We start from the raw sequence: 13,368 nt of genomic DNA, 5'->3' as shown, positions 1-13,368 counted from the left end.
CCTCCTGCGTTCGAGGGTCGATCGGGGTCAGGGAAAGGGATGCGGGGCCGGGTTGAGGTCCCATGGCTCCAGATCGCGCCCGCGCAGCCCCGCCGCGCGCAGCGCGGTCCGCATCCGGGGCATGCCGAGCGCCCGCTGGCGCGACCAGCCGAAGTCGATCGGCAGCAGCCCCGGCACCAGCACGCTCACCGTGTGCAGGCCGAGGGCCCGCTGCTCCGGCAGGGTCTGGTCGACGGCCACGACGTCGAACCCGCCGGCCGCCACGGCCGCGACACACCGCTCCAGGTGCGTGCGTACGTCGTCCGGGGCCCCGCCGCGCGCGGCGTCGGGCGGGCGCAGGGCGGCCACCGGCCGCAGCGGACCCGGGTCCGGAGCGCGCAGCAGGAAGTCGGCGTGCCGGCCCATCTCCGGGACCCCGTACACCAGCGGATGGTCGTGCAGCGCGGTCACCAGGCCGAAGTCGGCGGCCATCGCCCGCAGTCGGGCCCCGTCGCGCTCGGTGCGCCCGGTCAGGTTCACCGCGTCCGTCGCGATCTCGCACAGTGCGGAGGCGAGCGCGGCCTCCGGATCCAGCCCGGCGCCCGCGCCGAAGCACATCCGGCCGGGGCCCCCGTCGAAGCGCTCGGCGACCGCGGTCACCACCGGGATCGGGAAGCTGATCCGGGTGTCGAAGAAACGGGCCCGGTACCCGTACAGCGCGAGGCGGTCCACCATGGCCCGGGTCCGCGCGCGGCTGCTGGTCGCCGGGTCGATCTCGGGCAGCGCCTGGCGCCCGTACCAGGCCAGCAGGAAGGCGTCGCGCTCCACGACCTCCAGCAGGCCGAAGTAGAGGGCCTCGGCCAGACTCCCCCCGGAGGCGCAGCCGTTGGAGCTCTCCTGCACGAACCGGTTCTCCAGACCGGGCGCGTGATAATACGTCAGGATCTCCGGCACCAGGCGCGGTACGCGGTCGCGCAGCGACCACCCCCACACCCAGGGGATCTCACGGTCGGGCGCGAAGGGCCGTACCCGCGGGTTGCCCCGGTAGAACTCCTCGCTGTACAGGCCGACTTCGCGCGGATCGACGGCGCCGTCCGCTCGGAACCGGTCCAGCGATCCGAACACGCCGGTCCTGCGTGAGCGGGCGCGCATCCCCGCGTACCGCTCCAGCCCCTCCAGGACCCCGACCCGCGCGCTGCGGTCGAAGGAGTCGGTGTGCCCGCCCCAGAACGTCTCGCGCAGGTACTCGCCCGACCGCATCGAGAAGCAGCCGATGGTCGCCGACGTGGAGGTCGAGGAGACGTCCTGGACGAGCGAGGGCCCCAGGGCCCCGCACAGGGGGTTGGCGAACGCGGCGATGTCGATGCCGTACGCCTCGACGGGCCGGGTACGGAACGCCCCCGGCCGGTACGCGGGCGCCGGCGGCGGATCGAGCGCGACCGGGGCGTCCGCTCCGGGCCTGCCGCACCGGGGGCACTCCGGGTCGGGCACCAGCGGATAGCGGCGTACGCGGCCGCTGCGCAGGTCCAGCACCCGTACGTCGGGGAACGGCCCGGGAGCCGGCGCCGCCGCTGCCGCCGTCACCAGCGCGGCCAGCGCCTCGGCGGCGAAGGCGTGGGCGTACGGCCACTCGCCCGCGGCCCGGGTCCCCCCGCCCAGCTCCAGCGCGTCCCGCAGCGCGACGGACCGTACGGCCTGCCACCGCCGCTCCAGACAGCGGCCGCAGCCCGGCCCGTGCGCGGGCAGCGGACCGACCACGGCCTGATGCCCGTACAGGTGCACCGGCACGGCCCCGTCCCCGCTGCCGCCCGGCTCCTCGGCGAAGGCGTCGCGCAGCCCCAGCACGGACAGCTCCGCGCGCGGGCCGTCCAGGGCCGTCAGCGCCCGCGCGAGCAGCCCGGCGAACCGCTCGGCGACGGCCGCGCCCCCGAGCCCGTCGGCGAGAGCGCCCCCGAGCCCCCCGGTGCTGCGCGTCATCCGCGCGGCTCCCGGGCGGCGGTGGTCTCGGTGAGGAGCACCCGCACCGTGTGGATGCCCGCCGAGGCCAGGTCGGGCGAGCCCGTCGGGGCCGCGTACGCGTCCCGGCCCGCCGACGCGAGACGGTCCAGCACCTCCGCCCAGCCGACGGCGGCGCGGTCGTCGTCGGCCGTGCCGACCGGGTCGGCCGCGCCGGACACCGCCAGCGCGCGGGGGTCGAGGTCACGCAGCAGCGGGTCACCGGTATCGGCCGCGGCCCCCGCGCCCCGGCCGCCGGCCTCGTCGCGCTCGAACTGCACCGCGCCCAGCAGCTCCCGCAGCGCGCCGACGGCCGCCGACCGGCGCACGGGATCGCTGCCCAGGGCCCATCGCCCGCCGGAGCGAGCGAGCAGCACGTGTACGCCGCTGCGCGCGCCCTCCCCGAGGTCCAGCAGCTCGACGGGCAGCTCCAGCCGCTCCGCCGACCGTACGAGGAAGACCAGCTCGGCGTCGGAGTCGGCCCCCGCACCGGTCGCGGGCAGCGGCACCGGGCCCGCCGCCGCACCCCGTACGGCGCGCAGCAGCGCGTCGTACCCGAGCGCCGAGGCGAGCCCGGCGGCGGCCGCGTCCGCGGGGGTCGGGCCCGCGCCCGCCCCGGCCCGGGTGCGCTCGAAGGCCCGGTCGCCGTTGTGCGGCCCGAACGGACGCACCGCGCCGGCCGGGACGAGCACGGGCTCCTTGGTGAGCAGCGAGACGGCCTGCTGGTGCGGGCCGGTCGCGGCCGCCGTCGCGGTCGAGCCGGTGGAGAGGGCCAGCTCCTGCGACGCCCCGCCGGCCGCCGCGGCCCCGGTCACCAGCCCGCGCGCCGGCACGACGTGCTCGGCGTACACGAGCGCCGCCGCGTCCAGCGCGCGCATCCGCGCCCCGGCCACGTGATGGACGTCGAAGGCGGCGATCGAGCGCTTCCCGGCATGCCCGATGCCCAGCTCGACCACGCCGAGCTTCAGGGGTATCTGGGTCAGCGGCTCGTCGGCGAACCGGGTGAACACCCCGGCGTAGGGGCGCACCAGCTCCGAGCGCCGGTTCAGCTCCTCGACCAGCGCGTCCGCCTCGCGGGCCGTCTCCAGGGTCGGCAGCGCGGGCACGGCCGAAGTGCCCGCGGCGGTGAGGTCCACCGCTTCGGCCTGTGCCTGCGCGCCGCCATCGGCGCAGAACGGGCAGCGCGGATGCGCGAGCAGCGGCTCGGCGGTGACGTCCAGCGACTCCATGTCCTGGACGAGCAGCCGCTCGGCCGTCTCGGCGGGCAGCGCCCCGGAAGCCGCGCGGAACACCTCGTATCCCAGCAGGTTGCCGATCATCGCGGCCAGCGGACGCCCCGGCACCGGCCCGGAGGCCTCCGGGCCGCCCGGCAGCGCCAGGGAGCTCCACAGCTCCGCCGCCGCTCCCGACTCCCCGCGCGCCGCGCCCATCCGCAGCGCCGCGCAGGCCCAACAGCCCGGGGTGCCGGGCGTCATGAGCGGGCCGATCACCGCGTCGGAGCCGTAGGTCCAGGCGGGCAGCAGCGTGCGGCCCTCGGGGATGCCGGCCCGCAGCAGCGGGAGCAGGCGCGCCGGGGCCGTGCGTCCGCCCGTCACCACGACGGTGTCGTACTCGTCCAACGCCGCCCAGTCGAGGTCCTGTTCGCCGCCCGGCAGGATGCGTACCTCCACCGGGCAGCCGTCGGCGACGGCCTCCGTGACATCGATGTCCAGCACCTCCCGGTCCGCCTGCGGCAGCACTCCGACGACCGCGCAGCCGTTGCGCACCAGGCTCAGGGAACACCAGCGGGCGACGGCGTCGTCGCCGAGCACCGCGACCCGTGCGCCGCGAAAGCGCAGGAAGCGGGCCTCGGCGTCGTCCGCGTAGTGCTCCACGTACGCGATCTGCGGTGCGAACCGCCGTGCCACGTCGGGCGGCAGCACCGGCCGGCCGGTGTCCTCCCGCGCCGACCGCGCGAAGTCCCGGTCGTACAGGGTCCGGACGAGTTCGCCGACCATCGCCCGCTGGGGATCGCCCATGCCCCGACAGATCTCGGCGACCGTGTGCTCGCCGGTGAGGTGCGGGACGATCAGCGTGGCGAAGCGGTACGCCGTCTTGGCGGCCAGGCGGAAACCGCCGTCGGAGTTGTGGAACAGCACGCCGTCCGGCGTCTGCGTGAACAGCACGTCCCGGCGGATCCTGGGCCGGGTGGCTGCGACGGACTCATAGCTGGCTTGGGACATGGGGCACCCCTGATTGCGGTCTGGGAGCGATGGGGGAACGGGGAAGGGAGGGGGGAGGGGAGAACGGGAAGGCGGAGGAGGTCAGGGCGGTGCGGGCAGTACGGCGTCCAGCCGCCGCTCGGTGTACCAACGCGCGTAGACGCGAAGCAGATGATGGAGCCGGTAGGGATGAGGGCCCGGCGGCCCGTCCTCCAGCAGCCCGGCGTCCACCAGTTGTTCGAGTACGCCCTCGCCCGCCACGGCCGTGAGGGCGGCCTCCTGGCCGAGCGAGCCGAGTCGCAGGAACGCGTCCCGCTGCTCCGGTGGGAGCGCGTCCAGCGCCCGCCCGAACACCTCGGGTACCGACAGCCGGACGTCCTCGGCGAGGGCGAGCCGGCCGGGCGCGTCCTCCGCCAGCCAGGCCGCGCAGTCGGCGACGGAGAGCCCGGGCCGGGTCAGCAGCCGGCCCGCCGCGATCCGCAGGGCGAGCGGGAAGTGCCCGCAGACGGCGGCGAGGCGGTGGGCGGACCGGTCCTCGGCCGCGATCCGTCCGGCTCCGACCAGCCCGGCGAGCAGCTCGTACGCCTCCGCGGGATCGAGCACGTCCAGGCGGTGGACCGCCCCGCCGTGCGTGGCGGCGACGGCCGCGAGCCCGCGCCGGCTGGTGACGAGCACGGCCGCGTCCCCGGCCCGGGGGAGCAGTGACAGCACCTGACCGGCCCCGGCCGCGTCGTCGAGCACCAGCAGCTGCCGGCCCCCGTCGCGGTCCGGCTCCGGGAGCAGCCCGCGCGCCTCGTCCGTGCTCAGGCCGTCCCCGTCGGGCCCGGCCAGCGCGATGCTGAACACGCCGCCGGGGAAGGCGCCCTGGGCCTCGTACGCGCACTGGTGGGCCAGGGCGGACTTGCCGATGCCGGGTGCCCCCGAGACGATGACCAGCCGCGGCCCGTCCGCGGAGGCGAGCTGCCCGACCATGGCCTTGCGGTCGGCCGCACGCCCGGCGAAGCCGGGGACGGGCGGCAGCGCGCCGCGCTCGGCGACGCGGCCCGGGGCGGGCGGTGCCGGGGCCGGCAGGGCCGGGTGCGGGGAGCCCGCCCGGTGGAGGTCGGCCCGGTGGACGTCGGCCCGGTGGAGGTCCGCGCGGTGGACGTCCGCCCGGTGCACGGCGGGCCGGGCGGTCGGCGGCGGCCCGATCTCCTCGGCCCGCAGGATCGCCATCTCCAGGCGGCGCAGCCCGGCCCCGGGGTCGACCCCCAGCTCGTCACGCAGCCGTTCCCGTACGGTCCGGTACTCGGCGAGGGCCTCGGCCTGCCGCCCGGTGCGGTAGAGCGCCTCGATGAGCTGTTCCGTGAAGCGCTCGCGCACCGGATGGCGGCGGGCGCCCTCGTACAGGTCGACGAGCACTTGATGGCAGTTCCCGGCGGCGAGTTCGAGGTCGCAGACCCGCTCCAGCACCCGCAGCCGCTCCTGTTCGAGCGCCGGAACGGCGTCGCGCCGGAGCATCAGCGAGGCCACGTTGGCGAGCGGCGGCCCGTGCCACAGGGACAGGGCCTCCCGCAGCCGGTAGAGCTCCTCCTGCGGGTCCGCCGAGGCGGAAGCCTCCTCGGCGAGGAAGCGGAACTGCACGAGATCCAGGGTCCGGTTGTCGTTGGGCATCCGGTAACCGCCCGGCACGGCCTCGATGGTGGTCGCGGATATGCCGTACTTCTCGAATAACCGGCGCAGCCGCAGCACGCAGGTCTGCAGCGCGGCCCGCGCGGTGGCGGGCGGTTCCTCGTCCCAAACGGCGTGCAGCAAATAGCCGGTGGAGACGACCGCTCCGGGATGGAGGAGAAGAGCGGCGAGAAGGCTCGTCGGTTTGGATGGTTTCAGAACAACAGTTTCCGGGCCGTGCGCAATACTCAAGGGCCCCAAAAGCTGGAACCGCATGACTGGTCCCCCGTGTCGGGTCACGTATTCGCAGGAGGCGCGGCATGGGTGGCCTGCGTCCTCGTTGGGTCGGTGAATGAATGGAACCCTACATAACGGATCTTGTGAAAGTCGAGTCGCAGCCGGGATTGTTTACGACTTGCCCGGCGTTCGTCTCTTCTCCGTCACTTCGGCGCTTCGGGGCGTTACGGTCAGACCGTCAAAAACGTTCACGCGTAAACGAATTGCGGCTGCGGCGCCATCCAAGCACGGAGCGTAGATCCAATTAAGGTCCATATCCGGCCACTGATATGAGAGCGCTGGCCGAACCGCGTGCTCACCCCGAACCGGCCCGCTCCATCGCGGCCCGCGGCGGGGTCTAAGACTCCGCGGTCCCGGGCTCCACGGCCGCCGCGTCGAGGGCGGCGGTGAGCCGGTGCAGGCGGATCTGGAGGTCCCGGATCTCGCCGAGCTCGAATCCGGTGGCGGTCGCGATCCGCCGCGGCACCTCCACCGCGCGGGCGCGCAGCGCGAGGCCCTCCTCGGTGAGGTGGGCGTGTACGGAGCGCTCGTCCTCGGGGCTGCGCTCGCGGCGGATCAGACCGGCCGCTTCGAGGCGCTTGAGCAGCGGGGACAGCGTCCCCGAGTCGAGCCGCAGGTGTCCGCCGATCTCCTTGACCGGCAGTTCGCCGTGCTCCCAGAGCACCAGCATCACCAGGTACTGGGGGTAGGTCAGCCCGAGGTCCTTCAGGACGACGCGGTAGAGGCCCCCGAAGGCGCGGGTCGCCGCGTTGAGCGCGAAGCAGATCTGGCCGTCGAGGCGCAGGAAGTCCTGGTCGCGGAGGGTGTCGGTCTGCTGCTCGGTCATGGTGCCACTGTACCTCGGATGCCTCGACCAGCAATTAAATTGTGCACAACTGAATTGTGTGTCATCCTCATGGAGCGGAGTCGCCGACCGGCCGCCCCGCCTCCGCCCCGTGAGAGGACACCCGAGATGGACGCGCTCTACACCGCTGTCGCCACCGCCAACGGCCGCGAAGGCCGCACCGTCAGCTCCGACGGCCAGATCGACCTCGCGCTCGCCATGCCCCCGGCGCTCGGCGGCAGCGGCCAGGGCACCAACCCCGAGCAGCTCTTCGCGGCCGGGTACGCGGCCTGCTTCGCCAGCGCGCTCGGCCTGGTCGGCCGCCAGGCCAAGGTCGACACCAGCGAGGTCTCCGTCACGGCCGAGGTCGCCATCGGCAAGGACGCGACGGGCTTCGGCCTGGCCGTCGTCCTGCGCGTGGAGCTCCCCGAGGCGCTGGCGGGCGAGACCGGCAACCTGCTGGTCAAGCAGGCGCACGAGGTCTGCCCCTACTCCAAGGCGACCCGCGGCAACATCGACGTCGAGCTCGTGGTCGAGTAGTCACCCAGGGTGCCCGGGGCGTGGGGGAGGGGAGCGCGTGCGAGCGCTCCCGTCCCCGGCGTCACCACCCGCCGGCCGACCCCGGTGGAAGCATCGCCGTGAACCGCGCCGACGGCTCCAGGCCGAGTTCGGCCCGCACCAGGCGCCGGAAGGCCCCGTACTGGCGGACGGCCTCCACCGCGTTGTGCTCGGCCAGGTGCACCGCCACCACCGCCCGGTGGGCGCTCTCGCGCAGCGGCTCGATGCTCACGCAGGTGAGGGCCGCGTCCAGGGCGAGCGCGTGCCGCCCCGACCGGGTCAGCCGGGCGCTCAGCGATTCCAGCGCGTGCAGCCGCAGCTGCCGCAGGCGCTCGCGCTCGAAGAGCGCCCACTCGTCGTCCCAGCCCGGCAGCAGGTCCCCGGCGAACAGCAGGCCCAGGAAGGGATCGTCTCCCGGGTCGCCGTCGGCGTCCACGACGCGCAGCGCCGTACGCAGGAAGGCGTGCACGTCCACCGTGACCTCCTCGCGGAGCGAGAGCATCTCGCCGCGGCTGTCGACGACGTGGTGGCCGCCGCGGCGCAGCCGCCACAGGGCGGTCCGCAGACTGCCCTGCGCATGCACCTCCCCGGCCTCCGGCCACAGCGTCCCGGCGAGGACCCCGCGGCTGACGCTCCGGTTGAGCGCGAGGAAGGCCAGCAGCCGCTGCCCCGGAGCCTCGACGGCGACCGTGCCACCGGCCGCCTCGAACCGGAACGTCCCCAGCAGCCGCAGTACGGGCGTCGGCAGCGACGTGTCGTACGGCATCGGTCCCCTCTCCCTGTGCCCCCTCTCCCTTCCCTGCTCACGGGCGGACGAACGCACTCGTCCGGGTGGTGTCGCGACCCGCCGGTGGACGATTCCGCCGGTGGACGTTCGTACAGGTATCAGCGGCCGCGGACCGTGTTGAGGATCCACTTCTGGATCGTCGCGGTCAGCTCGGCGTCCTTGGCCATCCACTTCGTGATGTCCGCGGGATCGGTGTAGTAGTTCGAGGCGTTCTCCCACGCCGACCAGCTGCGCGGCCCCTTGGAGGAGTTCGCGGAGGCGTCCATCAGGACGAGGTTGTCCTTGCGGACCGCGAGCTGCTGGCGTTCCAGGGCCTTCAGCTTGTTGAAGCCCTCCATCTGGGACATGCGGTCCAGCGAGACGACGTGGTCGACCTCCAGGCCCCCCGAGGCCTTCCGCAGCGTTCCGACCTGGTCGACCGCGTGCGCCCCCGCGATCTCGGCGCGCTCGGCAGAGCTGTTGAAGACCGCCCGCATGCGCTTGACCGGGCTGACCCGGGCGGCCTCGGCGAGGGCCTCGGCCGCCAGGAAGTCCCGCTTCGCCTGGGGGATCAGGCCGGGTTCCGTCCACGTCCTGCCGTCCCGATCCGCGTGGACCACATCGTCGAGGCCCTCGAGCTCTTCCTTGAGCTCCTTGATCCGTTCGTGGTCCGTCGCCCCGGTGGGTGTCCTCGGCCCGGCCTTGAGGTCGGCCTGGGCCTGCGCCTTGAGCTTGCGCAGGGACTGGAGCTGCTCCCAGGCCTCGATGTAGGCCTTCTCCGCCGCGATCTGCTCCGGCGTCGGGGGATGCCAGCCCCGCATGTCCGCCACGATCGACTCGAACTCGCTCGCGGCGCCGACCTTCCGGGCGGCCGCGGCCCGGTCGACGAACACCAGCATCGTGTCGTCGTCCATCCTGCGGGCCTTGCCGACCTTGACGATCTCCTGGACCTCCTTGAACGCGGCTTCGAGCTCGGCCTTGCCCGCGCCGGTCAGCTTCGTCACGTCGCCCATGAGATCGAGCAGTTGCTTCTCCTTGCGGAGCTTCGTGAGCGTGCTCACCCCCTTCCGTACGAAGTGGAAGAGGCCCCTCATGATCAGCACCGGGTCGACCGCCCCGGCGAAGGCCATCGGCCGGCCCATGACCTTGCCGAGCACCTGCTCCAGCCCCGCCTTGGCCGCCGCGTGGGTCTTGAGGGCCTCCTTGATCCCCTGGTCGAGCCCCTCGGCCTCGTCGATCTTCGCGGCGAGCTTCTCCAGGCGCGCTGCGGCGCCCTCCGCGTCCGCCGCGGCGGCGAACTCGCGCAGCGGGCCTTCGAGCCTGGTGAGCCCCTTCGCCGACAGCTTGAGCAGCTCGGCCGTGGTCGTGCCCAGGTCCAGCGCGGCCGCCGCCACGGCCACCACGACCCAGGCCAGCGAAGGGCTGTCCGCGATGAACGACAGCCGGTACTCCACGGCCTGTTTCCGGTACTCCTGCACCGCCTCCATCGCCTGGTAGACGCTGAGCACGGTGTTGCCGACCAGCGCGGCCGCCGCGACCCAGCCGCCGACCGGCACGAGCACGGCGAGGACGAGGGCGATGATCGTGAGGACCACGGCCGTGAACACGTGCGCGTCGCGCACGGCCTTGACGTGGTCGTCCACGATCTCGCCGTACACCGTGCCGGCATCCGCTCCCTGGCTCTGCTTCGTCGCCTGGACCAGCCCGTCCAGGCTGAAGACGCGCTCGGGGTCGGTGGTGAACTCGTGGCGGGCCTTGGCCGTGTCCGCCAGCCGCGCGTCGATCACCTCCAACAGGTACTGCCGCGCGCCGGCCTCGTCCAGCCGTGCGAGCTTCTCGCGGCTGGTGTCCCGGCCGAGCTTCCCGGGATCGACCAGCGGATCGTCACCGCCCGCGGTGATCACGGCAGTCTCGGCCGAACTCCGCAGGCCGGCGGCCTCCCTCTGGTACTCGGAGGCTTTCGAAGCGGCCCGGCTCTTCTCGTACCGGGACTCGGGGTCCGCGCTGGACCGGGTGAGGCTCGCCATCTCCTCCGCCTCGGAGGACCGCTTGTACAGACCGGCCGCGCCCGACTCCGCGATGCGGGAGACGAGGCCGGCGACGTAGCCGGGACTGCGCAGCTTGCCCCGTTCCACATACAGCAGGTGGTCGTAGTGATCGAGGACGTCGAGCGCGATGTTGACCGCCTCGTCGCGAAACCGCACCCGGTAGTTCTCCACCGCCCGCAGGAACGCCGACTCGTCGGCGAACCCGTGACGCACCAGGGCCGCGTCGAACTCGGCGCTCGCCTCCGCCGCCGCGCGCGCGGGTCCGGGCACATAGGCGTAGTACGCCGCGGTGCGGGCGCTCTCCAGGCGCGTGGCGTTCCTGCGCTTCCACAACCGGTACAGGTCCTCGCACCCGAACAGGGTGGCCGCCGCCGCCTCGGTGGCCTCCGCGTCGAGCTCGCGCCCGCGCTGCTGCGCCTCGAACCGGGTGATGGCGGCGTCGAGCTCCTTCCAGTCCGTCGTCGTCCCGGTGATCTTGTCCCGGTACACCGCACGCTGGGCCGGGGTCAGTGCGTTCAGCCTGCGGCCGAGGCGCAGTACGTCCTCGTAGTCCCCCGGGACCAGCGGCTTCTGCCCGGCGAAGAGGACGGCCTTGACATCCTCGGGCAGGGCATGGATCTCCCGCAGCAGCTCGTGCTCGCCCGCCACGTCGGCGCGGACCCCGAGCCACCGGGCGCGCAGGTGGGCGTCCTCCGGGCCCGTGCCCAGCTTCGTGTCCGGCGGCAGGCCGTTCTGCTCCCAGAAGCGCTGGTCCGCCTCCGCGTTGATCTGGTCCCGTTCGGCCTGGGGGAGCCGGTCGAGGGCGGTCTGCGTGACATCGGTGACGTTCAGCCAGAGCCCGCCGTTGCGTACGTCGGTGGCCGTCGCCGACAGCCCGCCCGGCCTGCTCCAGTGCCACAGGGGAAGCCGACGGCTGGTCTCCGCCTCGTCCTTGCTCTGGTAGTACTGGGAGACGAACGCGCGCAGCAGCTCCGCCGGGTTCAGCTCCTGCGTCACGTCCACCCAGAACGGTTGGCCCTTGCCCCTGCCCTTGGGCTTCGGCGGCCTCGTCCCGGCCGGCGGCAGCCGCTTCATGTGGAGCCTGCCCAGCCCCTCCCCGCGGGCCTGCTGCGCCACGTGGGCCAGCTCGTGCGCCAGCAGCCGCTGCCCCGCGCCCGAACCGGGCCGGACGCCGTCCCCGAGGACGATGTGCCGGCCGACCGTGTAGGCCTGCGCCCCCAGGGCCGCCGCCGAGTCGGCGGCGCCGCGCCCGGTGTGCACCCGTACCTGCGACAGGTCCCAGCCCAGCCGCGGCTCCATCGCCGCCCGCGTCGCGGAGTCCAGGGGAGCCCCCGCGCCGCCGGTCGGAGAGGCCGCCGGGTCCAGGCGCGGCATCGGGCGTACGCTCCCGTGCGCGAGGGACTCGTACCGCTCGGCGAACCGGTCGGCCGCCGCCTCCAGCCGTCCGTCGGGCTCCGGAGCCGCAGGGCCCTCGGGGTCACGGGCCCGCCACAGGACCCGCCGTTCGGCCCGGGCGGGGGCGGCGGGCACCTCGCGCGCGGCCACCGCTCACCCCGCCGCGGGGGGAAGCGGCGCGAACGTCGTCACGAGCGGGACGGGGTCACCCGCCCCGGCGGGCAGGTAGGCCAGCGGAGCGTAGTGGTAGACCACGCCGTGCGGCGCGACGGCGGCCGGCCCCTCCTCGTCCTGCGGCCACACCACGTCACCGGGGATCGTCCGGGCCGGCACGAGCCAGTGGTCGCCCCGCCGGAAGTGCACCGGAGTCCGCTCCTTCCTGTCCTTGCGCGTCGGATCGGGCTCCTGCGGACCGCTGAAGCGGACCTCCACCCCGTCCTCCAGCGCGATCCACGTGTCGAGGACCACGGGCAGCGCGTCCGCGCCGCCCTGCGGACGGTGGTCCCAGCGCCGCAGGTACGGGTGCAGTTCCGGGTCCCCGCCGACACTGAGCGGCGGCTGCCCGCCGGGCGGGCCCGCGGCCGGATCGGAGTCGAGCGTCACCGTCCGGCCGGGCACGTCGACGGCGACGACCTGGTGGATGCGCTGCGGCGGGGCCCCCGGCACCTCGTCCGCGGCGTGCACCGCCGTGGCGTCGTCGACGAGTTCGACCCAGTCACCGACGTCCAGCCCCAGCCGGTGGTCGCGGCCCCACACCTCCAGCGACACCACGGGCCCGGCGACCGAGGCCACCGGCAGGGCCACCGAGGCGTTCTCCCGCGACCACACGAAGGTGGCCACGGGCGCCTCGGGCAGCTTGTCCTTGCCGGAGCCCCTGCGGCGGGGCCGCACCACCCGCTGCCCGAGCTCGTCACCGGGGAACAGACCGACCCCCGAGGTGTGGATCTGCACCCGGTAGAGCTGGTTCTCCGGCCCCCGGAACTGCGCCCGGGGCGCGATGACGCACGCGTCCACCGGCCCCTTCGGCTCGTGCCGGGCCCGCGCGGCCAACAGCCCGCCCGGTGCGTACAGCCCCTCCCGCCAGAACCGGAACCAGGACGACGCCTCCGCGCTCCCGGGGTCCTGCTGCTCCCCGAAGGCGTGCAGGGCGACCTGCCAGACGACCTTGGTCCGGGCCGCCGTGTCCGGGCCGGTGCCGCCGAGCGCGATCTCGCGGATCGCCGGGTCCTGGATGACGGTGATCTCCCGCTCCCATACGCGGAGGTAGGCGAGCGCCGGCCCCTCCGGCACGGGGGCCGTCTCCGGGTCGACGTACCCCTCGGGCTGGGTCAGGTACGTGGTCGGGGCGTCGTTCTCCACGAGCACGCCGTCCACGTACAGGCGCCCGGCGCCGATCGCCAGGTCGCGGTCCGGGTCCTGCGCGATCCGGGTCACCGCGAATCCCGGCGCGCCGAGGGGCGCGGCCGCCGGCCCGAGCACGTCGGCGACGACGGTGCGCAGATAGTGCAGCAGGACGGCGGTCTGCTCGTTCGCGTCCGCGTCGAGGGTGACCCGGCCCTGCTGGTGGACGATCCGGGAGTAGTGCTTCGACGGGTCGAACGAGACGCGCGAGATGTCGACGGACAAGATGTTCCTCCTCAGTGACGCGATGTGGGA

The 13,368-nt window shown here is 74.2% G+C and carries 8 protein-coding genes; 1 reads left to right on the top strand and 7 read right to left on the bottom strand.

Annotated elements, in window-relative coordinates:
* Positions 1-27: 27 nt before the first annotated feature.
* The 4 genes from AB0M99_RS21395 to AB0M99_RS21380 form a co-directional block, all read right to left on the bottom strand.
* Entirely contained in the window at positions 28-1,956 is a 1,929-nt protein-coding gene (locus AB0M99_RS21395; protein WP_365922655.1) for a TOMM precursor leader peptide-binding protein, read from the bottom strand.
* Complete coding sequence (locus AB0M99_RS21390) at positions 1,953-4,196, bottom strand: TOMM precursor leader peptide-binding protein (protein ID WP_365922653.1); 2,244 nt, start codon at positions 4,194-4,196, stop codon at positions 1,953-1,955. Before AB0M99_RS21390 ends, AB0M99_RS21395 begins: the two co-directional genes overlap by 4 nt.
* Before the next feature lie 81 nt (positions 4,197-4,277).
* Positions 4,278-6,101 (bottom strand): BTAD domain-containing putative transcriptional regulator, encoded by a 1,824-nt coding sequence (locus tag AB0M99_RS21385; protein WP_365922651.1) that lies wholly within the window; start codon positions 6,099-6,101, stop codon positions 4,278-4,280.
* Between the two features lie 358 nt (positions 6,102-6,459).
* Positions 6,460-6,948, bottom strand: a complete 489-nt coding sequence (locus AB0M99_RS21380) for a MarR family transcriptional regulator (RefSeq protein ID WP_365922649.1) — start codon at positions 6,946-6,948, stop codon at positions 6,460-6,462.
* Positions 6,949-7,074: 126 nt separating this feature from the next.
* Between AB0M99_RS21380 and AB0M99_RS21375 the strand changes: the two genes are divergently transcribed.
* Positions 7,075-7,485 carry an organic hydroperoxide resistance protein gene (locus AB0M99_RS21375; protein WP_365922647.1) on the top strand — a complete coding sequence of 137 codons (411 nt, stop codon included), beginning with the start codon at positions 7,075-7,077 and terminating at the stop codon, positions 7,483-7,485.
* Positions 7,486-7,546: 61 nt separating this feature from the next.
* On the opposite strand, the gene AB0M99_RS21370 is transcribed toward AB0M99_RS21375, so the two are convergent.
* The 3 genes from AB0M99_RS21370 to AB0M99_RS21360 all read right to left on the bottom strand — a co-directional run bounded on the left by AB0M99_RS21370 (position 7,547) and on the right by AB0M99_RS21360 (position 13,338).
* Positions 7,547-8,269 (bottom strand): BTAD domain-containing putative transcriptional regulator, encoded by a 723-nt coding sequence (locus AB0M99_RS21370; protein WP_365922645.1) that lies wholly within the window; start codon positions 8,267-8,269, stop codon positions 7,547-7,549.
* A gap of 119 nt (positions 8,270-8,388) precedes the next feature.
* Positions 8,389-11,862, bottom strand: a complete 3,474-nt coding sequence (locus tag AB0M99_RS21365) for a DUF4157 domain-containing protein (RefSeq protein WP_365922643.1) — start codon at positions 11,860-11,862, stop codon at positions 8,389-8,391.
* A gap of 3 nt (positions 11,863-11,865) precedes the next feature.
* A complete protein-coding gene (locus tag AB0M99_RS21360; RefSeq protein ID WP_365922641.1) occupies positions 11,866-13,338 on the bottom strand; it encodes a DUF6519 domain-containing protein in 1,473 nt (490 codons plus the stop codon).
* Positions 13,339-13,368: the final 30 nt, after the last annotated feature.

Source organism: Streptomyces sp. NPDC051183 (genome assembly GCF_040682455.1).
Taxonomy (GTDB): Bacteria; Actinomycetota; Actinomycetes; order Streptomycetales; family Streptomycetaceae; genus Streptomyces.
This window is presented reverse-complemented; position numbering and strand designations above follow the sequence as displayed.